This window comes from Bacteroidota bacterium (assembly GCA_039111535.1).
GTDB lineage: Bacteria > Bacteroidota > Rhodothermia > Rhodothermales > JAHQVL01 > JBCCIM01.
In genome coordinates, this window is the sequence record JBCCIM010000029.1 from 16,369 (window position 1) to 42,505 (window position 26,137).

20 protein-coding genes are annotated in these 26,137 nt (G+C 51.8%); 10 read left to right on the forward strand and 10 right to left on the reverse strand.

The features are described from left to right. Positions 1-5: 5 nt before the first annotated feature. Positions 6-971 (reverse strand): isoaspartyl peptidase/L-asparaginase, encoded by a 966-nt coding sequence (locus tag AAF564_06940; GenBank protein ID MEM8485267.1) that lies wholly within the window; start codon positions 969-971, stop codon positions 6-8. 206 nt (positions 972-1,177) lie between these two features. Between AAF564_06940 and AAF564_06945 the strand changes: the two genes are divergently transcribed. From AAF564_06945 to AAF564_06965, 5 genes are all read left to right on the forward strand, one after another. Further along, positions 1,178-2,233 (forward strand): efflux RND transporter periplasmic adaptor subunit, encoded by a 1,056-nt coding sequence (locus tag AAF564_06945; GenBank protein MEM8485268.1) that lies wholly within the window; start codon positions 1,178-1,180, stop codon positions 2,231-2,233. Between the two features lie 136 nt (positions 2,234-2,369). Beyond that, complete coding sequence (locus AAF564_06950) at positions 2,370-5,660, forward strand: efflux RND transporter permease subunit (GenBank protein ID MEM8485269.1); 3,291 nt, start codon at positions 2,370-2,372, stop codon at positions 5,658-5,660. A 51-nt stretch (positions 5,661-5,711) separates the two neighbouring features. Beyond that, positions 5,712-8,750, forward strand: a complete 3,039-nt coding sequence (locus AAF564_06955; protein MEM8485270.1) for an efflux RND transporter permease subunit — start codon at positions 5,712-5,714, stop codon at positions 8,748-8,750. 41 nt (positions 8,751-8,791) lie between these two features. Then, entirely contained in the window at positions 8,792-9,760 is a 969-nt protein-coding gene (locus tag AAF564_06960; GenBank protein MEM8485271.1) for an L-threonylcarbamoyladenylate synthase, read from the forward strand. A gap of 121 nt (positions 9,761-9,881) precedes the next feature. Then, a complete protein-coding gene (locus AAF564_06965) occupies positions 9,882-12,359 on the forward strand; it encodes a response regulator (GenBank protein MEM8485272.1) in 2,478 nt (825 codons plus the stop codon). On the opposite strand, the gene AAF564_06970 is transcribed toward AAF564_06965, so the two are convergent. Next, positions 12,349-14,133 carry a lamin tail domain-containing protein gene (locus tag AAF564_06970; protein MEM8485273.1) on the reverse strand — a complete coding sequence of 595 codons (1,785 nt, stop codon included), beginning with the start codon at positions 14,131-14,133 and terminating at the stop codon, positions 12,349-12,351. The two genes, AAF564_06965 and AAF564_06970, sit on opposite strands and share 11 nt — an antisense overlap. Before the next feature lie 249 nt (positions 14,134-14,382). On the opposite strand from AAF564_06970, the gene AAF564_06975 reads away from it, so the two are divergent. Continuing rightward, positions 14,383-14,793 carry a DUF5004 domain-containing protein gene (locus tag AAF564_06975; protein MEM8485274.1) on the forward strand — a complete coding sequence of 137 codons (411 nt, stop codon included), beginning with the start codon at positions 14,383-14,385 and terminating at the stop codon, positions 14,791-14,793. 24 nt (positions 14,794-14,817) lie between these two features. Here AAF564_06975 and AAF564_06980 read toward each other — a convergent pair whose 3' ends face one another. Next, the gene (locus tag AAF564_06980) at positions 14,818-15,342 is read right to left on the reverse strand and encodes a hypothetical protein (protein ID MEM8485275.1); all 525 of its coding nucleotides are present in this window, start codon (positions 15,340-15,342) and stop codon (positions 14,818-14,820) included. A gap of 126 nt (positions 15,343-15,468) precedes the next feature. Between AAF564_06980 and AAF564_06985 the strand changes: the two genes are divergently transcribed. The 4 genes from AAF564_06985 (at position 15,469) to AAF564_07000 (ending at position 19,739) form a co-directional block, all read left to right on the forward strand. Further along, a complete protein-coding gene (locus AAF564_06985; protein MEM8485276.1) occupies positions 15,469-16,956 on the forward strand; it encodes a gluconokinase in 1,488 nt (495 codons plus the stop codon). Then, a complete protein-coding gene (locus tag AAF564_06990) occupies positions 16,953-17,732 on the forward strand; it encodes an ABC transporter ATP-binding protein (GenBank protein ID MEM8485277.1) in 780 nt (259 codons plus the stop codon). The genes AAF564_06985 and AAF564_06990 overlap by 4 nt, the downstream gene beginning before the upstream one ends. Next, the gene (locus AAF564_06995) at positions 17,729-18,280 is read left to right on the forward strand and encodes a cob(I)yrinic acid a,c-diamide adenosyltransferase (GenBank protein MEM8485278.1); all 552 of its coding nucleotides are present in this window, start codon (positions 17,729-17,731) and stop codon (positions 18,278-18,280) included. Before AAF564_06990 ends, AAF564_06995 begins: the two co-directional genes overlap by 4 nt. A 193-nt stretch (positions 18,281-18,473) precedes the next feature. Next, complete coding sequence (locus tag AAF564_07000; protein MEM8485279.1) at positions 18,474-19,739, forward strand: peptidoglycan DD-metalloendopeptidase family protein; 1,266 nt, start codon at positions 18,474-18,476, stop codon at positions 19,737-19,739. Positions 19,740-20,052: 313 nt separating this feature from the next. Here AAF564_07000 and AAF564_07005 read toward each other — a convergent pair whose 3' ends face one another. From AAF564_07005 to AAF564_07035, 7 genes are all read right to left on the reverse strand, one after another. After that, positions 20,053-20,610: a GNAT family protein gene (locus tag AAF564_07005; protein ID MEM8485280.1), complete on the reverse strand. Its 558-nt coding sequence runs from the start codon at positions 20,608-20,610 to the stop codon at positions 20,053-20,055. Positions 20,611-20,927: 317 nt separating this feature from the next. Continuing rightward, positions 20,928-21,638, reverse strand: a complete 711-nt coding sequence (locus AAF564_07010; protein MEM8485281.1) for an HAD-IA family hydrolase — start codon at positions 21,636-21,638, stop codon at positions 20,928-20,930. Continuing rightward, positions 21,639-22,412 carry a hypothetical protein gene (locus AAF564_07015; GenBank protein ID MEM8485282.1) on the reverse strand — a complete coding sequence of 258 codons (774 nt, stop codon included), beginning with the start codon at positions 22,410-22,412 and terminating at the stop codon, positions 21,639-21,641. It abuts the gene before it with no gap. Positions 22,413-22,423: 11 nt separating this feature from the next. Next, the gene (locus AAF564_07020; GenBank protein ID MEM8485283.1) at positions 22,424-23,908 is read right to left on the reverse strand and encodes a hypothetical protein; all 1,485 of its coding nucleotides are present in this window, start codon (positions 23,906-23,908) and stop codon (positions 22,424-22,426) included. Between the two features lie 110 nt (positions 23,909-24,018). Then, complete coding sequence (locus AAF564_07025) at positions 24,019-25,101, reverse strand: hypothetical protein (GenBank protein MEM8485284.1); 1,083 nt, start codon at positions 25,099-25,101, stop codon at positions 24,019-24,021. Positions 25,102-25,164: 63 nt separating this feature from the next. Continuing rightward, positions 25,165-25,623, reverse strand: coding sequence for a biopolymer transporter ExbD (locus AAF564_07030; GenBank protein ID MEM8485285.1), 459 nt, complete (start codon positions 25,621-25,623; stop codon positions 25,165-25,167). 39 nt (positions 25,624-25,662) lie between these two features. Beyond that, on the reverse strand, positions 25,663-26,137 hold a 475-nt coding region (locus tag AAF564_07035), incomplete at its 5' end, for a biopolymer transporter ExbD (protein ID MEM8485286.1).

Here is a 26,137-nt window from a genome sequence, read left to right on the forward strand (position 1 = left end):
GCCCATCAGATGCGCACCCACGGGTCCCCGCCCGCATACCAACCGCCACGGGCCATTCGGGGTGTAGAAAACGCAAATCCCCCTTCGCCTGTAGCTGAGAGCAAAATGATGCCTCCAGTGGCCCCCTGCCCGTCTTCATTTTTGATTTGCAAACCGAGTGTTCGAATAGCGGCCTCAGCAGCGTCTTCGGCTGAACAAGAGGACAGCTGCTGCACTGCGGCAAAACACATCGACACGCTGGCAATGGCCTCTCCCCACCCCGTTGCACTGGCTGCGCCATCCGGGGATGCGTAGAAGCCGGCACCTGGCATTGGAGAATCTCCAACCCGTCCATCTGGCCTGAAAGGTGTCCCGCCAGTCGACGTCGCCGCAGCCAGCTTTCCATGTTGATCAATGGCTACACATCCAACCGTACCCCGGGGCACATCCTCATCCGCAAGAAAAGGGTGACTTGTATGATAAGCCGCCTGTGCAGCCAGCGAATCGTAGCGTTGCTGCTCACGCAAACAAACCAGGTTCTCATTTTTCACGCGAGAAAAGCCGGACGCGTCAGCAAATTTTTCTGCCCCGGCACCACTAAGAAAACAGAAGGTTCGCCCCCCATTTTCGAGCACGGAGAGGGCAATTTTAATGGGATGCCTGAAGTGCTGGATCCCGGCAACAGATCCAAAATGCCGGGCAGTGCCGTCCATGATTCCCGCGTCAAGTTCGACCTTGCCAGACCGGGTTAGTACGGCACCGCACCCCGCATCAAAGGCACCATCTCCTTCCATATGGGCAACCACCTCAGCAACCACTTGAAGCGCAGAATTACCTGCCTGGAGGGCATTTTTTCCTGTTTCTACTGCAATTTGCAGGCCGGCAAGATGGGCATCACATTCGACATCCGGGATATTCCATGCGCCGCCATGGACGAGCAACATGGGGCCGGCGTGACCCGGAGGCCGGCAGTAGGGTTCTACTACGATCATTTTAGAACAGCGGGGCTTCGCCGCTTATACACCTGGGGGAATCTTAACACAAACACCTTACTTCGGTTGTAACTATTGGTTCGCGCAACTCGTCCATTCGGCATAGTTGTTATGTAACCTTATTTGAAATATGTCCGTAGGCGAGAGCAACTAAACATCGGCTGACCTCTCCTTTTGTTGTTTACAACGCACCAATGCGAAAACCCATGTATCATTTGTCGCGATTAACTTACCTCCTGGCCTTCCTGCTTCTGGCCACTTACCAGATGGGCTGCAGCAATGCCCAATCCCAACCTCCCGAAGAAGAGGAAGAAGAAGCCGTCCCGGCTGTCCCCGTAGAAGCAGCCTATGTTACCCGGGGTGATATCTCTGCGTTCTTCTCAGGCACGGCTTCTTTGGAAGCTGAAGAAGAAGCAAACGTAGCGGCAAAAGCGGGCGGTGTTGTAACCAAGATTTATGTTGAAGAAGGAGACCGGGTCCGCGCCGGCCAGGCCCTCGCCAAACTCGATGGCGAACGCCTTGCCCTTGAACTTGCCCGTTCTGAAGTAAGCCTCAACAAACTGAAGCGCGAACACGAACGCAACGAAGGGCTGTATGAAAAGCAGCTCATCAGCGTCGAAGAATATGAGCGCGTAAGATCAGACTACGAAGCCCAACAGGCAGCATACAACCTGGCAAAGCTCGAACTGGATTACACAACGGTACGCGCGCCGATCTCAGGCATCGTATCCCAGCGCCTCATCAAAGTGGGCAACACGCTCAATGTCAATGAACAGACGTTTACCGTTTCGGACTTCGATCCGCTGCTTGCCATTATGTACGCACCGGAAAAAGAACTGGGCAAACTGCGCGTTAAGCAGCACGCTAACCTGACTGTAGACGCCCTTTCTGGCACCGTATTCAGCGGCGAAATCAAACGCATCAGTCCTATTGTTGACGCAACAACCGGCACGTTCAAAGTAACGATCGAAGTCAATGACAAGAGCGGCGTACTCAAGCCAGGTATGTTTGGCCGCGTGCAAGTTGTGTATGACACCCATGCAGAAACACTGCTCGTACCCAAAGAGGCTGTGATCGAAGAAGACAGTGAAGTCTCACTGTACGTTGTGCAAGACAGCCAGGCATTCCGCAAAGTCATTGACCGCGGTTATGTAGATGAGCTGTATGTTGAGATTCTGAGTGGCGTAGAACATGGCGCACAAATCATTACAGCAGGCCAGGGAAGCCTGCGCGACAGTGCCCGGGTTGACGTAATCGAATAACCTGGCACAATCTGGTCCGTGATGCAGGGCGCTGTGTGTTTACCCTGCGACAAATGAGCACACAACGTGCTGCATCACGGATCTCGCTTATCCTGGTGGCAACCACCCGCCACCTTCCCAGATCCTGGACAATGACATGAAATTAATCGACCTCTCCATTCGCCGGCGAGTCACGATTGCTATGTTCACCCTGGCAATCCTCCTCTTCGGTACCGTTTCCCTTTCCCGGCTCTCAATCAACCTTTTGCCGGACCTTACCTTCCCCACCCTGACGGTAAGAACCGCCTACGAAGGTGCTGCGCCTGCAGAAATTGAGAACCTCATTAGCAAGCCGATTGAGGAAGCCCTAGGTGTTGTTAAAAACCTGGGCAAAATGGAATCGATTTCCCGCACGGGACAGTCGGATGTTGTCCTTGAGTTTGCCTGGGGTGTCGACATCGACATCGCCCGAATGGAAGTGCGCGAAAAGCTAGACGCGCTCCAACTACCACTCGAAGCTGAGCGCCCTGTATTGCTGCGTTTTGATCCTTCCCTGGACCCGGTCATGCGTTTTGGGCTCTATATTGATGATAGTGATATTCTGGTTGCCAGTGCTGATTCCAATATCATCCCTACGCAGCTAAACGCCTCGTATAACCTCGACGAAGACGAACTTAAGTACATCCGCCGCTTTGCGGATGAGCAGCTCAAAAAAGACCTCGAATCTACTGCCGGCGTTGCGGCCGTCAAAATCAGTGGCGGCCTCGAAGACGAAGTACAGGTGCTGATTGACCAGGACAAAATTGCGCAACTCGGCATCACCATTGACCAGGTTGTACAAGTCCTCAATGCGGAAAATGTAAACCTTTCTGGTGGCCGGCTGGAAGAAGGCGTTCAGCAATATCTCGTCCGTACCGTTAACGAGTTTGAAAGTGTCAGCGAAATTGGCAATGTCATTATTGATAACGGCAGCCTCACCCCAATTTATCTGCGGGATGTTGCATCGGTAGACCTGAGCTACAAAGAGCGTGAAGCCATCACACGCATAGATGGTCGGGAAGCTGTTGAAGTTGCCATTTACAAAGAAGGTGGCGCCAACACCGTTGAAGTAGCACAAAATATAGAGCGCCGGCTAAATCGCATACAGGAAGAATTGCCGAGCGAAATGAAGCTCGTCAACGTCTATAACCAGTCGACCTTTATCGAAGGCGCCGTTAACGACGTTGTCAAAGCAGGTTTGATTGGGGGCCTCCTTGCCATCCTAATCCTTTACCTCTTCCTCAGGGATTTCAAGACAACAGTCATTATCTCGGTTTCGATTCCGGTTTCCATCATCGCGACCTTCAACATGATGTTTGGCAATGACCTGTCGCTCAATATCATGTCTCTGGGTGGCCTTGCCCTGGGTATTGGGCTGTTGGTGGATAACTCCATTGTGGTGTTGGAGAACATAGCCCGACATCGAGAGCTGGGTAAAAACACGATTGATTCAGCAAGAATAGGCGCCAGCGAAGTGGCACAGGCTGTTATCGCCTCCACCCTCACAACCATTGCGGTATTTTTCCCGCTGGTTTTTGTCGATGGTATCGCCGGCCAGTTATTCAAAGACCAGGCGCTCACCGTAACCTTCTCCTTGATTGCTTCGCTTGTTGTTGCCATCACCTTGATTCCGATGCTGGCCTCCTTTGGCAAAGACGGCAAAAAACATGAAATAGCACGGCCTGAACTGAAAGAACCAAGAACAGCATTTGGACGCGTCCTCAGGAAAACTCGTGTTTTCATCTTCAACACGATCCCAACCTTTATTGCATGGCTCATCATCACCGCAGCCCGCAAAACAAGTGCGTTATTCCGTTTACTTTTCTCTCCTTTTGCTAAAGGAGTGCAAAAAATGAACAATGCCCTTTCTGCCCGCTATCCTGGCTTCCTGGCCTGGGCGTTAAACAGAAAGGCGTTTGTGTTGGTTATTGCATTTGGGTTGTTTGCCGGCACCATGCTCATGGTACCCAGACTTGGGGTAGAACTCATCCCGCAGCTGTCGCAAGGAGAATTTAATGTCGAGTTCAAGCTCTCACCCGGCACGCCCCTTGAGCAAACTGATATCGTACTCAGCAACCTCCAACAGACCGCCAATACGGTCCCTGAGATCAACACAACTTTTGCTGTTGCCGGTACAGGAAACAGACTCGACGCCAACCCGGATCAGGGTGGTGAAAACTGGGGGGAAGTGCATGTTGCCTTACAGACAGACGCAGGTGAGAACGGAGAAGCCAATGCGATGGATGCGCTTCGTGACGTACTGGAAAGCGAACCCGGTGTACAGTATGAGTTCAACTACCCCACCCTGTTCACGTTCGACACCCCGGTTGAAATAGAAATCACGGGGTATGAACTCGACAAACTGAAACGCGTCTCGCAAGCCATCAAAGGCCGGCTCGACCAGTCAGATCGCTTCATCGATGTAAAATCCACCATGGAACAGGGCAACCCTGAGGTGCAGATTTACTTCGACCGCGAACGTGCAGCAGCACTCGGACTCGCCGTAAGCGACGTTGCCCGCCGGGTAGTAAGCAATGTACGCGGAGATGTTGCCACGCGTTATTCCTGGCGTGACCGTAAAATTGACGTACTGGTACGCGTCAAAGAAGAGGACCGGGCAAACATCGACCGGATCAAAGAGCTCGTTGTCAATCCAGAAAGCGAACGGCCTATTCCCTTGTCTACCGTTGCAGACGTTGTGATCGATGTAGGGCCGGGTGAAATTCGCCGTATAAGCCAGGAACGTGTAGCACTCGTTAGCGCGAACCTGAACTTCGGCGACCTGGGTTCTGCAGCTGAAGAAATCAACGAGATCCTGGATGACGTTGCCGTACCACCGGGCCTCGAAGTGAGCCTTGGTGGACAGAGCGAAGAGATGAACAACAGTTTCCGTTCTTTGCTGCTTGCCCTCGCGCTTGCCGTATTCCTCGTATACCTGATCATGGCATCACAGTTTGAATCGCTGTTGCACCCGTTTGTGATTTTCTTCAGCATCCCGCTCGCACTGATTGGCGCTGTGTGGGCGCTCTACGCAACAGGTTCTACGATCAGCGTTGTGGTGTTTATCGGATTAATATTACTTGCGGGAATTGTGGTAAACAATGCCATTGTACTGGTTGACCTGATCAACCAGCTCCGCGAAAAAGGCATGCCGAAACGCGAAGCCATTATGGAAGCCGGCCGTCTCCGCCTACGCCCCATTCTGATGACAACCCTCACTACAACACTTGGCCTGCTCCCCCTCGCATTTGGCGTTGGAGAAGGTACTGAAATTCGTGCGCCAATGGCGATCACGGTGATTGGTGGCTTGCTGGTATCTACCCTGCTTACGCTGGTTGTGATTCCGGTGATGTACATGGTGCTCGATCGCCGGCCCGATGTAAAGCCACAGCCAGAACCGGCTAAATAATAATAACCGTCTACAAAGTTTTTACACTGACGCTACACCCGGAGTAAAGCCATGCACGTTTCAGAATTCGCAATAAAGCGCCCGGTAACGACGGTTATGTCTTTCATGTCGTTTATCGTCATTGGCATCATTGCATCGCGGCTGCTCGCGCTGGAATATTTTCCATCGATTGACTTTCCCGGTGTCTTTGTACAGATCCCGTATCCAGGATCTTCCCCGGAAGAAATCGAAAAACAAGTAACGCGGCCGGCAGAAGAGGTACTTGCCACGATCAGCGGACTCAAACAAATGAGTTCAACGTCGCACGAAAACGGCGCTGACATTTTCCTGTCTTTTGATTGGGGTGAAGAAACCACAATACGCGCGCTTGAAGTCCGGGAAAAACTAGACGGTATTCGTAAGCAATGGCCCAGTGACCTCGAACGGTATTACACGTTCCAGTTTTCTACCTCAGACATGCCCATCCTGACGTTGCGTATTTCGTCTGAGCGCGACTTATCGGGTTCGTTTGAAATGCTCAACCGCAAAATCAAACGAAAACTTGAGCGGCTGGACGGGGTGTCGCAGGTCGAGCTTTACGGGGTGTATCCCAAAGAAGTGCGTATTGAGTTGGTTGCTGACCGGGTTTCGGCGCATAAAGTCAACCTTGTCGAGCTATCGAGCAGGCTTCGCGCCAGTGACTTTTCGCTTACTGCGGGAAAAATCAACGACAGCAACAAGCGCTTCATGGTCCGCCCCATGGGTGAGCTCAAAAGTATAGATGAGGTAGCAAATCTTACCATTAACGACCGTGGATTGCGGTTGCGCGATATTGCAGAGGTATCGTTCGAGGAGCCAAAACGCGAAGAAGGCCGGCACCTGGATGGCAGTTATGCCATTGGCATGAATATTACAAAGGAATCTGAAGCCAACACGGTTGCAACAGCAAAGCGCGTAGTTGATGAAGTTGAAAAGCTAAAATCAGATCCAGAGTTGGAAGGCGTCAGTATTTACTACATGGACAATTCCGCAGAAGGCATTGTGTCGTCGCTCGATAACTTGCTCATGTCGGGGCTCTTGGGCGCCTTGTTTGCCCTCATTGTCCTTTTCTTCTTCCTTCGCAGGATGTCCACTACCCTTATTGTGACACTTGCAGTCCCAATTTCGATTGTAATCACCCTCGGCGGTATTTACTTCCTCGGCCTTTCGCTGAATATCCTGTCGATGATGGGACTCATGCTAGCGGTAGGTATGCTGGTCGACAACGCGGTTGTGGTTACGGAAAGCATCCACAGGCATCAGCTTGATGACCCGGAAAACACGGTAAAAGCGACGGTTCGAGGCGTTAAAGAAGTCAGTATTGCGGTAACAGCCGGCACCATCACAACAGGCATTGTGTTTTTACCCTTTATCGTGAGCCCGGCAGATGATGTGACGCTGTTCCTCAAACACGTGTCGATCTCTATTTGTATTGCGTTGGGCATTTCGCTGATTATTTCGCAGACCATCGTGCCCCTGTTGATGGCGCGCCTGAAGCCGAAACCCAAGAAAAACAAAGTCACAATTGTCGATAAAACTGTGGTCTATTATGACCGCCTGCTTGCCTGGCTGATCAATCGTCGGTGGATTTCAGTGAGCTTGATGCTGCTCATTCTCTTTAGCGTAGCCATCCCCATTAATTTTGTAAATTCAGATTTCTTCCCTGACAATGAAGGGACAGAACGCCAGATCAGACTTTTTTATCATATCAATGGCTCTTATACCATTGAGCGGATTGAGGAAGAAGTTGACAAAGTTGAGGCGTACCTGTTTGAAAACAAAGATGATTTTGAAATAGAATCGGTTTACAGCTACTGGCGCGCCGGCTTCGCGTCATCTACAATTATGCTGAAAGACGGTGATTCTGCTGAGAAATCAGTACAGCTCATACAGGAAGAAATCCGAGAGGATCTTCCCAAAATGGCCATTGCCAATCCTTCGTTCAGCTGGCAATCTAACAATCCTGAAGAAGGCCTGCGGGTTATTCTTTCGGGCGAATCCAGTGAACGGCTGGAAGAGCTATCGCATGAGGTAGCCGGTGTCCTGTCACGTGTTGATGGGTTTATTGACGTCCGATCAGAAGCAGAAAGCGGCGAAGAAGAAGTTCAGGTGGTTGTCGACCGCGAACGCGCCCGACAGTACGGCTTCTCAACCCAGCAGATTGCGAGTACCGTATCAACAGCCATGCGCGGCTTCAACCTGCGCCGGTTCAGAACACCAGATGGCGAAGTAGACATGCGGCTTGCCTTCCAGGATGCGGATCAGGCATCAGTAAACAACCTCCGCAACCTCTCAATTCAACGGCCGGATGGCGATCCCCTCAAGCTTGCCGCCCTTGCTGATTTCAGGACTACCCGTGGCCCCCGTTCCATCCAGCGTGAAAATCGCATTACCATGATGGGCGTTAAAATTGGCCTGGATGGTATTTCAAAAGAAGATGGTACGGAACGCCTCAACCAGGTACTCGAAAACTACGATCTGCCGGCCGGCTATCAATGGGGCTTCAGTCAGCGCCGCAACGATGAAGAGAACTCGCAGCAGTTGATGATGATCAACATTCTGATGGCACTCGTGCTGATCTACTTTGTGATGGCTGCCCTCTTTGAATCGCTGATTCATCCAGCCGGCATCTGGAGCTCTATCATTTTTGCGATTGTCGGTGTCTATTGGTTCTTCCTTATAACCGGCACAACCATGCAGATCATGGCATGGATCGGTGTGCTAATCCTGATAGGGGTGGTGGTGAACAATGGCATTGTGCTCATAGACCATATAAACTTCCTGCGAGAATCAGGCTTACCGCGCAAACAGGCCATCCTCCAGGCAGGTCACGATCGCTTCCGCCCTATTGTCATGACGGCTGCGACTACCGTACTCGGCCTGATCCCGCTTTGCATTGGCAACACCCAGATTGGCGGGGATGGGCCTCCTTACTTCCCGATGGCGCGTGCTATTGTTGGCGGATTAACTTTCTCCACAGTTGTAACTTTGGTGATCCTTCCTACGATTTATATTCTACTGGATGATTTGCGTAACTGGAGCCGGCGAACCATCCACGATGCTAAATCGTAAAGGTGTGCCGGCTGCACACGTTGCACTTGGCTTACCTGCTGATGAAAGAAACTGTACCCTCTACCACAACGCACCTTACAGAAGATCCTGAAACGGCAGCTGCTTTTGTCAAACGGGGTGAGGTTGTAGCGTTTCCCACGGAGACCGTTTACGGACTCGGTGGTGCATACAACAACCCGAACGCCATTGCATCAATTTTTGCCGCCAAGTCCAGGCCGGCAGACAACCCTCTGATTGTGCACATTGCTGCACTGCATCAGCTCGACGACCTCGTCAAAACCATCCCACCGGGAGCAAATCAGCTCATTGAAGCATTTTTCCCTGGACCGCTGACCCTGATTTTCCAGCGTAATTCCACTGTACCTGACCTCGTAACAGCCGGACTAGATACAGTAGCCATCCGCATGCCCGCACACCGGCTCGCACGCACCTTTATTGATGCCTGTGATGTCCCTGTGGCAGCTCCTTCTGCCAATCGATCAGGCAGACCCAGCCCTACCTCATGGCAGGATGTCTATACGGACCTCAAAGGACGCATCCCCTGCATACTGAAAGGCGGCTTGTCAGACGTGGGCATTGAGTCGACCGTGGTTGATTGTACCTCCTCAGAACCCTTGGTACTGCGCGCAGGGGGCATCACCCTTGAGGCGCTGCAAGAAATTGCGCCAACCACCAGTTTGTACAAAGACAAAATGACCGGGCCAGCACGGAGTCCGGGCATGAAATACCGTCATTATGCCCCAAAAGCGGCGGTTTCCCTGGTTGAAGAACCAACCTACGTGCCAGCAGATCAATCGATTGCCTATATAGGCCGCACGCCGCATCCCTTCCCCGAACAACTGGGACTCCACCTGCACTGCTCAGATACTGCTGCATATGCGTATGAGTTGTTTAGATTCTTTCGTCGCAGCGACCGGGCCGGCATACAACAGGTTTTCTGTCAAACTGTAACCCGTGAAGGCCTTGGCACTGCATTGATGGATAGGCTTGAAAAAGCGGCTGCGCGATAGGCCTGAACCACATTTCCATCACGCAAAAAACAGATGCAGGTTGTTGTTTAGCCATTCCTTTTTCCTCCGATACGTCTAGTACTCATTATCCAATTAAGTACTACGGCGGACCCGGATTACGTTGAACACGGCTAAACAAAAAGATCGAGACAAAATTAACCTCGATTTGATGCGGACTTTTAGCCTCTATGCGGGCCCCGTGGTCATTTTGTACCGCTTTATCTTTCTTTATTCAGATCCCGATGCTGTTGATCCTTTGTGGATGCGCTTCAGTATTGCCGGCCTGTTTGCAACCTTTTCTGTCGGCTGCTACTACTTCCCCACAGCAATAAAAAAGTACGCAACCGCCCTATTCAGTAGCATTCAATACGCTACAACCTGTTGGCTTGCTTACCTGGCATATCTCAACAACCTATCGTCGTCGGTTACCCTCGGTTTCATCGTAGTGATTGTGACGATCTACTTTGTCTTTCATACAAAGCGAGCCCTCGCGGTATATGCCTCAGTAGTTACCGGGCTCGCCGTGCTTGTTACGTTTACAGCACCAGAGCCACAGATTGTGCCGCTCTTTTTTCTGAGCACCATCATTGTAATTGCCTTTTTCACCTACATCATCCTGCATTCACGGCTTGATGCCATGGATGAATTGGACAAAAGTGAAGCCATCATGGGGACTGTATTCCATGATAGTGGTGATGCATTTCTTGTTATCGATGCAGAAGAAGAAACCGTAATCAGCCATAACAATACTGTTTTTGAAACGCTTGAGGTGCGCACAGTTGATCAGCTACTTAGCAAACTGGCAACAATGCTCACAAATTCGGAAGCATCTCTGGAGCCACAGCCAGCGTTGCGCGCCCTCATCAGCAGCACACCACTGAGTGAGCGCATACAGCTCAATCCGGAAGACGATGGGCGCTGGATTGACGTGCACATCAAAGAACTGGACAGCAGTAACAACCGCCTGTTGTTGGTTAAGGTGTCGGATATCACGCAAGGCAAGCGCATCGATGAGTATCGCATTGCCAAAGAAGCTGCTGAAGAAGCTAACCGCTTGAAAGACAGCTTCCTGGCTACAATGAGTCACGAACTCAGAACACCCATGAATGGCGTGATAGGGATGGCCAACTTGCTCAACTACACGCAACTGGATGAAGAGCAGAGCGATTACGTGCAAACGATCCACACCAGTAGTGAAAACCTGATGAGTATCCTGAACGATATTCTGGACTTCACCCGGTTGGGATCTGGGCTTGCACAGCTAGACATTCAGCCATTCTCCCCCGTCCTGGTTATGGAAGAGGTAGCAGAGCTCTTTGCCATGGAAGCCGGCTCCAAAAAAATTGAACTTGTAGTACATCCGGATGCTGCCGGCTATTGGGAGGTTGAAGGCGACAGCAAACTGCTGTGGAAGGTGCTGATGAATGTCGTTGGCAATGCGGTCAAGTTTACACCAACAGGAGAAATCTGCATCAACCTGGAAACGAAACGCCTGCAAAACGACACACTCGAGCTTCACTTCAGCGTACAGGATACGGGCATTGGGATTCCGTCTCACGCCCTCGAAACCATTTTTGAGCACTTCAAACAAGTTGATGCTTCTTTCTCTCGTAGCTATGAAGGCATTGGCCTGGGGCTTGCCATTACGCGGCAACTGGTTGAGTTACTCGGTGGCGAAATTTGGGCAGAAAGTTTGCTGGGGAAAGGTTCGACGTTCCACTGGAAAATCCCGGTTGGGCTACCAGCCACGGCTAACCATCCCGAAGATCCGGCACAAACTGCATACTCGGTGCTTCTGCTCGATCACCGGCCGGCATCTATCCGCCGCATGGAGCAATTATTTAACCGTAAAGGAGATACGTGCTACAGCACCAACGACCCTTCCGAAGTCTATGCACGCCTCGAAAACGGCCATATGTTCGATCTGGCAATGATCGATATATTCTTACCCGGCCAGGACGCTTTTGAATTGGCCCGGGCCTTAAAGAAAAAAGCCTCCAATGCGCTTCGCGTTATCCTTCTCGCTCCTATGGGCGTAAAAACAGAATTCTCAGCGGATGTGGCTGATGCCTTGTTAACAAAACCGATCCTAGAGGACGCGTTCTACAAACGAATCGAATCGGTTATGGCTCCGATCAACCAGCCGGCGCTACAGCGTTTGCTCAACAAACGAAAACGGGCAGCTGCACTTCCCCACAAACGCGAAGTAAGCGTCCTACTCGTCGAAGACAACATCATGAATCAGCAGGTTGCCCTGAGTACGCTTGGTGTGCTCGGTTACCGTGCTGATGTGGCAGACAATGGCCAACATGCCCTCGAGCAGATGGCGAAAAAGAGCTACGACCTGATTTTTATGGATTTGCAAATGCCGCTCATGGATGGCCTTGAGGCCACACGGCAAATCAGGACAACGTATATCGAAAAGCCTCCCTATATCATTGCCCTGACCGCCAACGCACTGGCTTCAGATTACGAGCAATGTATGGCGGTGGGGATGAATGACTTTCTCTCAAAGCCCATCAACATAAAAGAACTTAAAGCCAAACTGGACGATTTCGACACGCACCTCGTGGCGGCTTTGCCAAATCCTAACGAATAACCAGCATTTGCCGGACTTGACTTCCCGCTTCAGTTTGTAGACGGTAAATATATACCCCAGCGTTTAACGCCTCCGTAACGTACGTAACCGTATGTTCGCCGGCGCCATACGTACCATGGGCCAACTGCGCCACTTCGCGTCCCAGCATGTCAAATACAGTGAGCGAGACAGTCTGGGCAACTGGCAACAAAAACTTGATGGCCGTCTGGTTAGCAACCGGGTTCGGGTAGTTTTGATCAAGGGATGCAACCCGTTGAGGCAAGCCGGTATCTGTCCCAACGGTATGAAATTCAACGCCCGTGCCCTGCACCTGCGGACTGCCGTTGCCCGTTGCAATAATCCAGTCTTCAAATGAATCCGTATCCAGCGCAAACGATGCCCTGACGAGCGACTCCCCCCTTCTTGCATTCGGTTCGAGGTCACTGTTCCACAGCGCCGGCACCCCCTTGCTTGCGCCCCCTTCCCATGCAACCTCATCCATAACCTCATCTGCAGGATTACGCAAAAGCAATGCATCTCCCGAATTATTCAAGGGTGGGATATTGTCGTACAGATCAGCGCCATACCCATAAAGCGCCACAAAAGCATTTGCATCGTTGGCTACTGTAAAATACGTACCCGCTTGCATCACATGGCTTTCTGGGAAAGTGTATGTAAATCCGTCGCCGTTGTTGTCTACCAGCGACCAGCCGGCAAGGTCAACGGCTCCTGTGCCGTTGTTGTATAGTTCGACCCACTCTTCGTCGGCGTCCGTGCCTGGCGTGTCATAAAAAATCTCGCTAAACATCAGGACGGGCGCAGATGCTACAGAAGAATCAGTATAGCTTACAAAATCAGCGTATACAGGCAGATGGTCCGACGCATCATGCAGGGCCTGTGCCATGTCGTCACTGACAACCAGGTTGGGGCCATCTGTGATCGCTTTGTTGAAGTGCTGTCCGTCGTTGCCATACACGGTATAGCTGCCGGCTTTGAAGGCGATTTTCTCTGTATCGAACACATGCTGACTGCCAAGAATGAAATCGAACCGGTCATCCATACCACCCGACGCCCCACCTCCAATAGCGATAGCGCGCGGGCTCTGGGAATGCACGGCTGCAAAAGCCGGATTGTTACGCCAGCGACCAATAAGCGCCGGCTCAACCAGATCGACCAACTGTCCTGTACTATCACTGCCTATTCGCGTCAGCAGCTGATATGCAGCCTCGTTATCCTCTCCGATATTCAAGTCGCCGGCAACAATGAACTCAACACTATCAGGCAAACTATTCAAGTGCATCCGCAGGATCTCTGCTTCGTCGTAGCGGAGGTTTTCGTTCCAGGGGCCATCACCGGCTTTCAAGTGCGCACTGTAGAGGTTAAACGTATTGCCGGCAACTTCCACAGTGTACTCAGAGAACTCGCGGAGTGCGGTATCCACGGTATCCTGGGATATAAAACGAACGCGATCCTTTCTATAGAAGAGCGCATTGTCGGTATCTGCACCATTAATGAATGGCGCGTTTGCGAACAACGTGTCTGAAGCATTGAGCGCGGAAAGCAACAGCGCAACACCGTCCGTATTTACCATCTCCTGAGTAAGGAGAATATCCGGCTGTACTTCAGCAAAAATCGTAGCCAAAGCCTGCTGCCTTTCCTGGTCGTTGTCAGACAACCGGAGCACATTGTACGTCACCACCCGAAACGGAACAGGCTGCGCGTGTAATTCAAGGGATGTCCAGGCACAACAGCATACGAACAAAACAAAAAACCATTTCCGGGAAGCAATCAACATCAAGCTTTTAGGGTGATCTGGCAAAGAGTGAGCGTGCGCAATTTTGCAAAGGGCCGAGATGTGGTGATTGGCACAGATGCTTATACATATATAAATAATTTATAACGTCTTAAAGCTAATTGCGAGAAGGATTTGATAAATACGACATTGTGCACAAAACCTTAACAGACTGAAATGAATTGGAGTCTGACGAGCAACTTTCTTGCTGGATGATAATCTTACCGAAGTCCGATACCGCTCACCAAACTGATGGCCAATTACGTGTTCAAATCTTTATGTATAGCATCCCTCCTGCTCCTCTGCTCGTGTTCATCCGGCTCAAAGTTGCTGGCTGACCAGTTGGTCGGACAATGGCAGATGGCACAGATCGTACAGGACGGCACAAATGATGTAAGTGCGGAGCACAACCCGGAAAATAACCGGTTCATTCTGTTCAACGCCGACCAAACCTTTGAGAGTGGTGGTGATCCGTATGGCAAAAACACAGGCACCTGGCGGATGGACGAAACGTCGCGCGAGCTATTTCTCAACAGCGACGCCGGCGCAGAAGACGACAGCTACTGGATCGTTTCAATCGATGGCCGCACTATGAACTGGCAAGGAGCAAGATTTGAGTTCAACAAAAGATTTTTGATAACGCACACGCGTACTGAAAACTAGCACCCCATTCACCTGGTATCGGGATTAACAGCTTTGCGGCTGGGTTGCAGTCAATTCTACATCCCCGTACGATACCAGTTCACCTACACCGTCAAAGATAAACACGCGGTGCAAGCCATTTTCTGTGAGCAAAGAAGAGTTGAACTGGAAAACATAGTCTCCAGGAGAGCTGGCATCGATTACCGTATCGAGGAACAGAAACGTGTTGCCATTGCCAAACGAACGAAGTGAAAGGCTACCGCGTACCCGATCAAATTGCAGCACCCGGATGTTGATGGTTACCAGTGTACTGCTGGCCGGATTTGGCGTAGCGCCCCGCTCAACAAGCACAATGCCGTTGTAAACCGGCGAAGTACGCCAATCATCTTCATCTTCAGAGCAGATGGTACCGCCAAAACTGTTATCGAGGATGCGCGTAATGCCAGCTGCCGGCGCGCCGGCGGCTGAAACAAAGTCGTCCTGCTGCTGCTGGGCATCACAACCAGCATTGAATACAGCAAACAGAACAGCAACACAACAAAGGATGGGAAAAGCGACAGAACGTTTCAAGGCTGGGTATGAATTGTTGTTTTTGCGGGATATATTTTGCACTTCTTTGACCGCCATTGTCGCCGCTTTGTTCTCAGGTAAAGCTGCGCGACACAACTGGCATAACCTCCTCATATTGTAGAGCAGTTGAAAGACCTATACATCGGTGTTGATATTGGCACGTCGAGCACCAAGGTGATCGCTACCGACGCCAACCTACAGGCTGTATACACCGCCGGCCGGCCCTATCCCCTGCTCACGCCACAACCGGGCTATGCTGAGCAAGAAGCTGCAACCATCGTTGCGGCTATCTTCGATGGACTCAAAGAAGTCATTACAGCCTGTGCTTCCCGCGGTACAATCCGGGCCGTTAGCCTGAGCAGCGCAATGCATGGCCTGCTGCTGCTCGACCACCACAACCAACCAATCTCACCCCTGGTTACGTGGGCTGACAAGCGTAGCAAAGCCCAGGCCGCCGCATTTCAGCACACAGCGGCCGGCAAAGACATCTATTACCATACAGGCACACCCGTCCACCCAATGGCACCCCTGAGCAAGCTCCGGTGGTTTCAGCAACATGAACCTGCGTTGATGCAGCAAGCGGCTAAAGTTGTGGGCATGAAGGCGTACTTCATTTTCCTTGCAACGGGCGCTTTGCTTACGGATCACTCCATCGCATCCGCAACAGGATTGTTTGATCTGGAAAGCCGCACCTGGTACGCGCCAGCCCTCGACGCGGCCGGCATCTCAACCAACCAATTGCCTGAGCCCGTTTCAACAACAACCACACTCCCGCCCCTTAAGCCTGAAATTGCGCAGCAGTTGGCGATCGATCCTTCTATCCCCTGGATTATCGGTGCAAGCGATGGGTGCCTGGCGAACCTGGGTGTTGCTGCTGACACGCCGGCAAAAGCAGCCTTAACCATTGGCACGAGCGGCGCCATCCGCGTGACCACACACGAGCCGCGGGTAGACCAGAAGCGCCGCCTCTTCACCTATATCCTTGATGATCAGCGGTACATTGTTGGCGGTTCAATAAACAATGGCGGCATTATGCTGCAGTGGTTCAAAGATCACCTGATGGGCCAGCCCGACAGCCTCCATGAGCAATTGGCTGCCACCGCTACAATTCCTCCGGGAAGCGATGGGTTGCTTTGTCTTCCCTACCTGCTCGGTGAGCGCGCCCCCAATTGGAATAGCTACGACCGGGGCGTATTCTTCGGTGTACACTACCAGCATACGGGCGCCCATTTTTTGAATGCCATGCTCGAAGGGATCGCCTTTACGTTGCGTAACATCGGGGAAGCCATTACAGACACATGTGGACCTTTCGATATCCTGCTTGCTAATGGCGGCCTGCTGCGTTCTCCAGAATGGCTGCAAATCATTGCAAATGTGTTTGGTAAACGCGTGGTCAAAACACCCGGAGACGATGCTTCCGCCATCGGCGCAATTATCCTGGCAATGGAAACGCTTGGAACAGAGACCATCAACCGAGACTTTGATGAGGAGGCAGCCGGCAACAGCTTGCTGCCAGCAACGGAGGCGCACGCACAATACGATGCGCTTGTGCCCCTGTTTAACGATTTATACCACAAATTGCAGGCAGATTTTGTCCGCCTGCCGACGCGTTGAGCCAACCGATCTTCTCTGCATCCAACTTAAGTGTCTACTTACAGGGCACCCGCATTCTGGATGACTTGCAGTTCACCTTGCAAGCGGGCCAGTTGATTGGAATTATTGGCCCAAACGGTAGCGGCAAAACTACGCTGCTTCGCGCCATAAGCGGACTCCTTCCCTACGAGGGAACGCTTGCTTTTAAAGGAGAAGCCGTAGCCGACTGGGATACCAGAAAACGCGCGCAGGCAATGGCTGTACTGCCCCAGGTATCCAGCATCACCTTTGATTTCCGCGTGCGTGATTATGTGACGCTCGGCCGGCTCCCGCACAAAGGCTGGCTTGAAAACGAAAACAAAGACGACCTAAGCCAGGTCGATGCGGTATTGGAGATGCTCGATCTGGTTGGCCTTGCAGATCGTACCCTGCCCTCCCTGAGCGGCGGAGAACGGCAACGGGTGCTGCTCGCACAGGCCCTTGTTCAGGAAACAGAAACCCTCCTGCTGGATGAACCAACCTCTCACCTGGACGTGTACCACCAGTTTGACTTGCTCAAGCGTCTTCGGGGCCTCGTTACAGCAGGCAAAACCGTTGTTGTGGTCTTTCACGATCTAACCATGGCTGCGCGCTTTACAGATACCTTGTTGGCCTTAAAAGACGGCCGGCTCGTAGCTGCTGGTGCAACGCGTGAAGTACTGACGACACAACTCATTCAGGATCTGTTTGGGATGGCAACCACGCTTACCTATCCCGAGCATGCCCCGCCCCAAATTCAGTTTATCGATCAGATATGAAAATATATACCCGTACCGGTGACAAAGGCACAACAGGATTGTTTGGCGGTGGACGCGTAAACAAAGACCACCTTCGTATCGAAGCCTACGGCACGGTCGACGAAACCAACTCGGTGATTGGCATCGCGCGCGGCCAGCTCCCCGAAGCCGGCCACGAACGCATTGCGCAAATGCTACACAGGATTCAGAGCGAGCTGTTTGTGCTCGGCGCAGACCTGGCCACGCCGACTGATGCAAAAGTGCAGGTACCCAGAATTGAACCGGGGCACGTAGCAACCCTGGAAGCAGAAATTGATATGCTGACCGACGAATTACCACCGCTCAAACATTTCATTCTGCCCGGTGGTGCTGCGGCTGCATCAACGATTCACCTTGCACGGACGGTTTGCCGGCGCGCCGAGCGGCGCACGGTTGCTTTGCAACTTCAGGAATCGCTTAATGAAGAAGCCGCCGTTTATCTGAATCGGCTCTCGGATTTACTCTTTGTGATGGCCCGTTGGCTCAATAAGCAGGCCGGCATTTCAGAAGAAGCCTGGAAGCCGGCGTGACATTTAGTTTGGAATAGCTTATCTTTGGCCTTCTCGTAGCGTATTGATAATACTGGCTTTAGCCAAAAGCGTCACCCGCTTTAAGCTGAAGTCGACATCTACGTCAATACGTCCCGCTCACAAAAAGCAGGCAAGATCGTTTTATCATAGAGCACCACCCACCTGCCCTCTGACTTAAAACTCGCTTCCCATAATGCGCATTCGTACCCGTCTGGCCCTCAGGGTGTCGCTCTTTGCCCTCTTTATTTCAGGCTTTCTCATTTTCAAGCCGGCGCCACAGGCATCTGTCGACTCAGGCATGCTTCCCTCGTCTGGACTCATCACCCTACCCGAAACCCCTGAACCCGCTCCTGTTGTTATCTACGACGAATTTGATTTCAGAGAAGACGCTTTTGATACGCAAACCTTTACTGTAAAGCGTAACCAGACCTTTTCGGACATGTTGTCTCCGTTTGGCATCTCTGGCAAAACCGTGCACGACCTCGCGGCCATGGCCAAACCGATGATGGACATCCGCAAAATCCGAGCGGGTAATTCCTACCGCATTTATGATGCACCTGAAACCGAAGCGCCGGCTGACTTCCTTGTCTATCAGCGCAATCCGGTAGACTATATCGTTTTCGACCTCCAGGATTCACTCAACGTCTTCACCGGCGAACGGCCTGTGGTGAAGAAAGAGCGTCATGCACGTGGCGAAATCACCAGCTCGCTGTATGTCACGCTAACCGAGCAAGACGTCAACCCGATGCTTGCCATCGAACTGTCTGAGGTATTTGCCTGGCAGGTGGATTTCTACAGAATCATGAAAGGCGACCACTTCAGCGTCGTTTACGAAGAAGAATTTGTGGGCGATAAATCGATTGGCGTAGCTGACGTCAAAGCGGCCAAGTTCCACCACAACGGCGAAGATTATTACGCGTTTCCTTACGAAGTGGATGGCCGGCTCGAGTATTACGATGAAAACGGAAACAGCCTCCGCCGGCCGTTTCTACGGGCCCCGCTCCGGTATTCGCGCATCAGCAGCCGGTACTCACTCAGGAGATTTCACCCCGTCCAGAAGCGTTATAAAGCACACCTCGGTACCGACTATGCCGCACCAACGGGCACGCCTGTCCACGCAACAGCTGACGGGGTAGTTACGGAAGCCGGCTATTCGAAATACAATGGGCGCTACGTGAAAGTCCGCCACAACAGCACCTACACCACCCAGTACCTGCATTTCTCAAAAATCGAGAAAGGCGTTAAGTCTGGCGTCAAGGTAAAACAGGGCGATGTGATTGGGTATGTTGGGAGTACCGGCCTCGCCACTGGCCCACACCTCTGCTACCGTTTCTGGAAAAATGGCAAACAGGTTGATGCCCTTCGCGAGAAGCTGCCAACAACCGTAGAGCCCATCAAAGACGAGTTAAGGGCTGAGTTTGAAGCGGTAATGACGACCTTGAAGCCGGCGCTGGATTAAACGAAAATCGGCATTCTTGCGAATTAAGGGTTGTGTTTATTGCTGATTTTCGAGTGCCGAATGCCGATTGGTTTTCTTTCTTTTGCAATAGACGCACACGAAAGCTTGACTATCGGTGCCGTAAGAGTACAAACCAAGAAAAAGCTGGATCTTGCTTCCAACCATTAATTCACATCATTCGACAATCGGCATTCGACAATCGGCATTCGACAATCGGCATTCGACAATCGGCATTCGACAATCGGCATTCGACAATCGGCATTCGACATTCGACAATCGGCATTCGACAATCGGCATTCGACAACCATCTCCCCTATCTGGTCCATGCAAATACACAGGTATCTCGAAGTGAACCATCCATATGGCGGGCGTGATTGCGTAGCGTCCCCTCATGGTTAAAACCGAGGCGTTCGGGTACAGCTTTGCTTCGCGCGTTATCGGCGCTCATTCTGATTTCAACCCGGTTCATATTGAGTTCTTCAGCGGCATAGCGGGTAATTTCTCGGACGGCCTCTGTCATGTAGCCCTTGCCGGTGTACAGTGTACAAAGCCAGTATCCTATTTCAACGCTCGGCACGGCCCAGTCTATGTCGTGCATCCCGCTGCATCCAATTAGCGTCTCCGTACCCTTCAGGAAGATATGCAGGCGATGATCAGTGCCTGCTGAAAAAGCAGTCACCGCATTGTTGCAGCTCTCCACGGAGTCTTCCAGGGTAGGCACTGACTTCGCCCAGGGCATCCAGACGCGAAGCTCTTCCAAACTTTTAGCAATGGCCTCCCGCAATGTGGCAGCATCTCCTTGCTGTGGTGCCCGGATAAGCAGGCGTTCTGTTTCGAGTGCAAGCGTTATGGGTATTTCCTGATTCATCATGGGATCAATGACATAACACCTGTTCGGGTTTGGCCACCAGCTTCCAGGCGGTACAGATAGACACCGGAGGTAAGTCTTTTGTCATTAAATGTTGTTTGATGCGCCCCGGCAGATACCGTACGATTGACCAGTACGCGTACCTCGCGCCCCATTACATCATACACTACCAGACAGACGGCATCTGCTTATGGCAAAGTGTAGCTTATAGTCGTTGTTGTACGAAACGGATTCGGGTAGTTGCGCGACAGCTCAAATGCATCGAGATCCGCAATCCTCCAGCAGCAATCAAAGAATTTTAAAACCTTCAACCTGCAACCCTAAACCAGTAACCGTAAATCCTCAACCTGCGCTATAGCATACGCCGGCCCTTCGCCCTTCCCTATCCAGATGCCTGCAATGCCGGCTGCTTCTGCGCCACCGATATCGCGGCGGGCGCTATCACCAACCATAACACACGCAGATTTGGATACGCCAAGCGCTTCGATTGCTCGAAGAAAAGGCTTTGCAGACGGTTTAACGGATCCGATATCTGAAGAATATATCTGAACGTCAAACAAGTCCAGTACGCCGGCGCGTTCAAGCTCAATAATCCACAGCGATTTTTCGGACCAGATGTCGGCAACCACAGCAAGTTGATGGGTTTGCGCGAGTTGATGCAATACGTCTGCGTAGCTTTCGGGTATGTGGCCCAATTCATGCAGCGCAATAGTTTCTGCAATACGATCCAACTCCGTTAGATCAAAGGCTGTAGTTTCAGGCAATATCCCGAGTACTGCTTTTACCGTTGGGAATTGATTGTGCCAAACGGGATCAGGGTAGCGAATCTCCATATAGGCCAAACACGCTTCAATGGCCGTGCGAAGCGCCTCAGGTGTGAGCGCGCCGCCCCATTGTCGGTAGGTTGCGTGGTAGTCTTCTGCCGGCCCAAAACGGTCTTCGTTGAACATGAACGTACTGTTCATGTCGAGGAGAAGCGTTGTAAATTGGTCGATGATCCGCAATACTGTCTTGTCTGCGGATGCCGGCATCTACTGCCCTTCTTCGTCTCTGCGTACCGCTTCTGCCGGCACTTTCAAGCCAGGGTCGTCGGGGATTTCCGGCATCCAGATGGTTTCTTCTATCTTCTTCGAGACAAAGAATACGTCAAACATTGTCGTATCGGAAATGATCAGCGAATCGTTGCGTACGACATAAAGCATATCATATGCGTTCACCGTGTCGGGCTGCGCCGGCGGTGGTGGTGTGTAGCGCAGTGATTGCTCGTCAAAATCCCACATCTGAAAAGAGAACGCTTCATCATCACGCTCAAACAAAATGCTGATTGGCTGCTCGAGGTAGTTACGCTCCAGGGTGCGCAGTAAATCGTAAAGAATGGCTTGCTCGGCTTTTTTCTCGCTCGTGTTTGCCTGCGGATCCATTTCGGGATTATACACCTCAGCCGTTGCGTTGGCCCCATCATACTGGGTGTTCGCTTCCAATTGCCAGCTGTTCATCAGGTCCTGCACATCTGCCGGCAAAACCGGTGGCAGCTTGTGCGTCTCCATGGTTGGATGGACAACAACCACGTCATCCGGACCAAACCCATTGCTGGTGATGTCGATCACCTCGAGCATATCCGTGTCCTCTTCCGTGAGGATGATCAACGCGTCGAGCATGAACGTGATCAGTTGCGGCTCGTTGATTTGTACAACCGGACGCGTAACCTGGCTAAAATCTACCCGGCTGTCAGGTTGTGCCGTTGCCGGCAGCGCGAGGCAACCCAGCAAGGCAAAAGCAAACGTAAACTGGCTTAACTTTTTCATTATTGCTGCGGCTACATGGCGCGGTATCGTTCGAGGTATTTGCGGGCCTGGTCAAAGTCGCCTTCCGTGCGATAGAAGGTCGCCAACAGACCGAACAATTCTTTTTGGTCTTCAGGCGTAAGCAGGTCCAGCTCCTGCATGGCTTCCTGCGCGCGCTCTTTCGCAATTTTCACGTTGCTACGTAGCAGTTTTGCGCTTTCGAGGTATGCGCGCGGCCGGCCTTCCCATGGGAATTGTACCGCCTGCTCCAAATACTTGAGCGCCGTGCGGTTGTCTCGCTTTTCGCCAAGGAAGACCATTGCCTGGTTAAAACAAATGGTCCCAAATGTATCGAAATATCGGCTATACGTTGAATCTACCGGTGCGCCGTTATCTGTCACCACCGTACGGCGAAGTAGCTGTAGCAACCGATCTGCAGCAACGTCTCCTTTGCCCAGCTTGTACTGCACTGACGCAAGCCGCCACTCCGTCTCATCCAACGCTTTTGGGTTCTGGACGGCGCGCAAGAGCTGCTCGTATCCGCGTTCCGCTTCCGGTAACAGGTTACTTTGTTCAAGCCCGATTAGTGAGTCGCGCGCAAAGCTGGCAGAAAGGTTGCCGTTGTCCCAATTGATCCATTCCATCTCCCCTTTGATAAACGCAATTTCTTCAGCATCAGGTGCCAGCGACAACGCGCGGTCGTAGGCTGTAACTGCTGCGCCGGCATCACGTCGTAATACGTGCACGTCTGCCTGCCGGGATACGTATTGGTAGAGCAGCAGCGAATCTGCCGAAACCGGCTCATCCGTTGGCGTCAGGTCGTAAGTTTGCAAGTAGATTTCTTCTGCCCGTTCGTAGTTGTATGCCGCCTCGTTCCACTTGCTTGTCTGGTAGTAATTATTGGCTAGCGCGACGAACAAGTTGTGCTGATCAGGACGCAGGCGCGTGAGCTTCTCCAGCACATCGATCGATTCCTGGAATGCATTGGCACGGCCGAGGCGCTGCGCCTGCGCCGTGTAAACCCTTGCTAGCACAGATTGCGTTTGCAAATCGAATGGGTTGAGCTTGATGGCTTCTTCCAGCGATGTCTGGGCGCGGTTCAGCAAAGCTTCTTGCCGGCGCACAATGGTCATGCTATCCAGATCTGCCGATTGATTCAACTGAATCAGCTCTTTAAGCGGATTTACCGCCTGGTTAGCAGCGCGCAATGCGGCCTCTGCTGAAGCAGGATCAACGTTGCCAACGGAATCTTGCGACATCTCCAGATAAATCCACAAGGAATCGCTAAATGCAGAAATATCAATGCCGTCTTGCTTCTGACCAGCGGCAACTTCCTGGTCGGGGATTGACACAAAAGACGCTTGCGCAATAGAATCAGCAACAGCAGCTACAGCGCTATCAACACCGGCAGGAATAAACAACGCTTCGCTGTTGAGCGCTTCGTTTTTCAATCCACCAGAACCGGCACAGCCGGCGAGGCCTAAACAGAGGATAAATAAAAAGACAGAGGACTTCATGGCAATATCAACAACACCTGGCGGTGTATGAGCGATGTATGGGATGCAGCGTTTTGTGCGGAAACGCCGGAACAGCATCAATCAGAAAAATGGGTCAAACGCAGAAGCTATTAAATATCGTTTTTTGCGATCTCCCACCAGGAGAGGAACAGGGCGTAAAATTCTTTAGAGCGTTCGTCTGAAGCTGCGCTGCGCTTAGAATTGATCGCGGTGATGCCTTGCGCCGGCGTACGACCAACGCGGCCTTCGCGCAGGTAAGTACTCAGTTTTTGGAAACTCCGGTCGATGAGGTACGTGGCTTCGTCTGTATCTACCAGCACGATGTGCACTTCCATCAACCGCTCTTTACACATAAGAAAGAGTTCGTAGCGTTTGCCACCCAGGTCGAAGGAGGTAGCAGACGTAAGGAATGCATCCCGGTGCCGGACCAGCTTGCGGACGCCAACCGGCATTTCACCCGGATTTGCTTTCATCCATGCAATCAAATCCTGCACTTCCAGGTTCTCATAATCCGTGCCAAACGCGTCAAGTGACATCCGTTCAACATTAAAATCCGCAGATTCAGCTACAGCAGCCCGGCGGGTATTTTCGCCAACGACGTTTGTCGTGGTTGTGGATCCTGTGTTCTGACCAGGTGATACGGTACCACTCCCGCTCGCAATGGAAATCCCTCCCCCGTTATTCCCAGTCTGCGACTGCCGGTTGGCACGCCCGCGTGACGTCGGTACTGGCGCACCAAGGTTGTCCAGGCCATCGAGGCTCCCGAGTCCCTGCAAACCACCTGACGCGACTTCAATTTGTGGCGCATCGTTTTCGTTATCACGTTGGGCATTGCGGGCCGTTTCGTTGGCTGCGGCCGGCGCAAGGTCAACATCCAGCTCATCTGGAAAAAGCTGGTTGAGATCGAGCTGGTCCAGCGACTGGGTGCTGGCTTCAACAACCGTAGGCTCTACCGTTTCGGGTTCATTTTCGGGTACATCGGCATCATCCGGTGTTGATACAAATTCGGGCGTGACCACGGGCGGCGCAAAACTCGCCAGGTCTACTTCCCGAAAAATTTTGCGCGATGGCTTTTCGATGGAAAACGAGGCAAAAAGCAGACAGGCATAGCCAATTGCAACAAATACAATGGTGCTCAAAAAGGCTTTGCCTCGCTGATGGATGCCGTCTTTCCTTGGTTCTGGCAGAATCATGATGTGTAAACGCTTGTTTGCCGGCTACGCCAGCTTGTTTGCTAATTTCTGTGCCCGGGTAGGCTAAGACTCCACCGTTGGTACTGTGGGTACGGGCGGATTGAAGACCGCTTCGGTGTTGATGTTTTTCTGAATCCCGAGGCGTTCGCAGACATCCAGTACATCGACCAGCTTTTGCATCGGAGAGGCCGGCGTAGGTTCAATCAGGATATTGAGCACTTGCTGGCGCGCACTGTGCTGGGTATCCAGGGTCTGCAATACAAACTGTAGCTCCTCGGTAGAACTGATGCCCACATGAAGCTGGGTACGATCTGTAAGATCAATAACCTCGAAACGGCCATCTGATCCAATCGTTACCCCAAGGTGCACCTGGTCATCCTTTTGTTCGGGATCAGCCGGCTCGTCTGATTTGCCCGGTAAAGTCACCTGGGAAATCACCGTAATATCACTGATCATCAGAAAACCAAAGAGAATGATGAGCCCGAGATCAATAAATCTTAATAAGTAGCCTCGACGACGCATGTAGTCTCAAGTCTGGATAATGAATAGGGAGCGTAAGAATCAGGAGTCCTGCATTTTCAACTCAACTTCCAATGCTTTTGCAAGGCCGAGTTCATCACATAGCGCTGCAACGGCAAATGCGTCTTTAGCAGAAGCATCTCTGCTGCTACGGATACGCACTTTGAGTGGCACATCGCCAAATGCTTGTTTGGTTGCTACGAGGTGATCTCTCAGCAAGTCAACTGAAGTAATCAGGACTGATTCGTCTTCAATGAGATAATTGCCTTCGGGTAAAACGCCGATGAATACCACTTCTTCGGTGTCCATCGAAACAGGCGCTGTTTCCGTACTTTCGGGCAGGTTGACTTCTGTATCCTGGAGGTTCGATATACTGATAAATCCAAAGAGGAGAATCAATACAACGTCTACAAAACGCAGAATGAATCCAGATGCGCGCATGGTATAGTAAATTGCAGTGAATGGGGACAATTTGCCGGCGAACAGCACTTGCTTATGGCGCCCTGTGCCGGCAACG

Bases quoted from the DNA above. Each gene is read 5' to 3' on its own strand.
- AAF564_07030 (MEM8485285.1), bottom strand. From the start codon at position 25,623: ATGCGTCGTCGAGGCTACTTATTAAGATTTATTGATCTCGGGCTCATC.
- AAF564_06945 (MEM8485268.1), top strand. From the start codon at position 1,178: ATGTATCATTTGTCGCGATTAACTTACCTCCTGGCCTTCCTGCTTCTG.
- AAF564_06955 (MEM8485270.1), top strand. From the start codon at position 5,712: ATGCACGTTTCAGAATTCGCAATAAAGCGCCCGGTAACGACGGTTATG.
- AAF564_06975 (MEM8485274.1), top strand. From the start codon at position 14,383: ATGGCCAATTACGTGTTCAAATCTTTATGTATAGCATCCCTCCTGCTC.
- AAF564_07000 (MEM8485279.1), top strand. From the start codon at position 18,474: ATGCGCATTCGTACCCGTCTGGCCCTCAGGGTGTCGCTCTTTGCCCTC.
- AAF564_06960 (MEM8485271.1), top strand. From the start codon at position 8,792: ATGAAAGAAACTGTACCCTCTACCACAACGCACCTTACAGAAGATCCT.
- AAF564_06970 (MEM8485273.1), bottom strand. From the start codon at position 14,133: ATGTTGATTGCTTCCCGGAAATGGTTTTTTGTTTTGTTCGTATGCTGT.
- AAF564_07010 (MEM8485281.1), bottom strand. From the start codon at position 21,638: ATGCCGGCATCCGCAGACAAGACAGTATTGCGGATCATCGACCAATTT.
- AAF564_07015 (MEM8485282.1), bottom strand. From the start codon at position 22,412: ATGAAAAAGTTAAGCCAGTTTACGTTTGCTTTTGCCTTGCTGGGTTGC.
- AAF564_07025 (MEM8485284.1), bottom strand. From the start codon at position 25,101: ATGATTCTGCCAGAACCAAGGAAAGACGGCATCCATCAGCGAGGCAAA.
- AAF564_07020 (MEM8485283.1), bottom strand. From the start codon at position 23,908: ATGAAGTCCTCTGTCTTTTTATTTATCCTCTGTTTAGGCCTCGCCGGC.
- AAF564_06995 (MEM8485278.1), top strand. From the start codon at position 17,729: ATGAAAATATATACCCGTACCGGTGACAAAGGCACAACAGGATTGTTT.
- AAF564_06940 (MEM8485267.1), bottom strand. From the start codon at position 971: ATGATCGTAGTAGAACCCTACTGCCGGCCTCCGGGTCACGCCGGCCCC.
- AAF564_06950 (MEM8485269.1), top strand. From the start codon at position 2,370: ATGAAATTAATCGACCTCTCCATTCGCCGGCGAGTCACGATTGCTATG.
- AAF564_07005 (MEM8485280.1), bottom strand. From the start codon at position 20,610: ATGATGAATCAGGAAATACCCATAACGCTTGCACTCGAAACAGAACGC.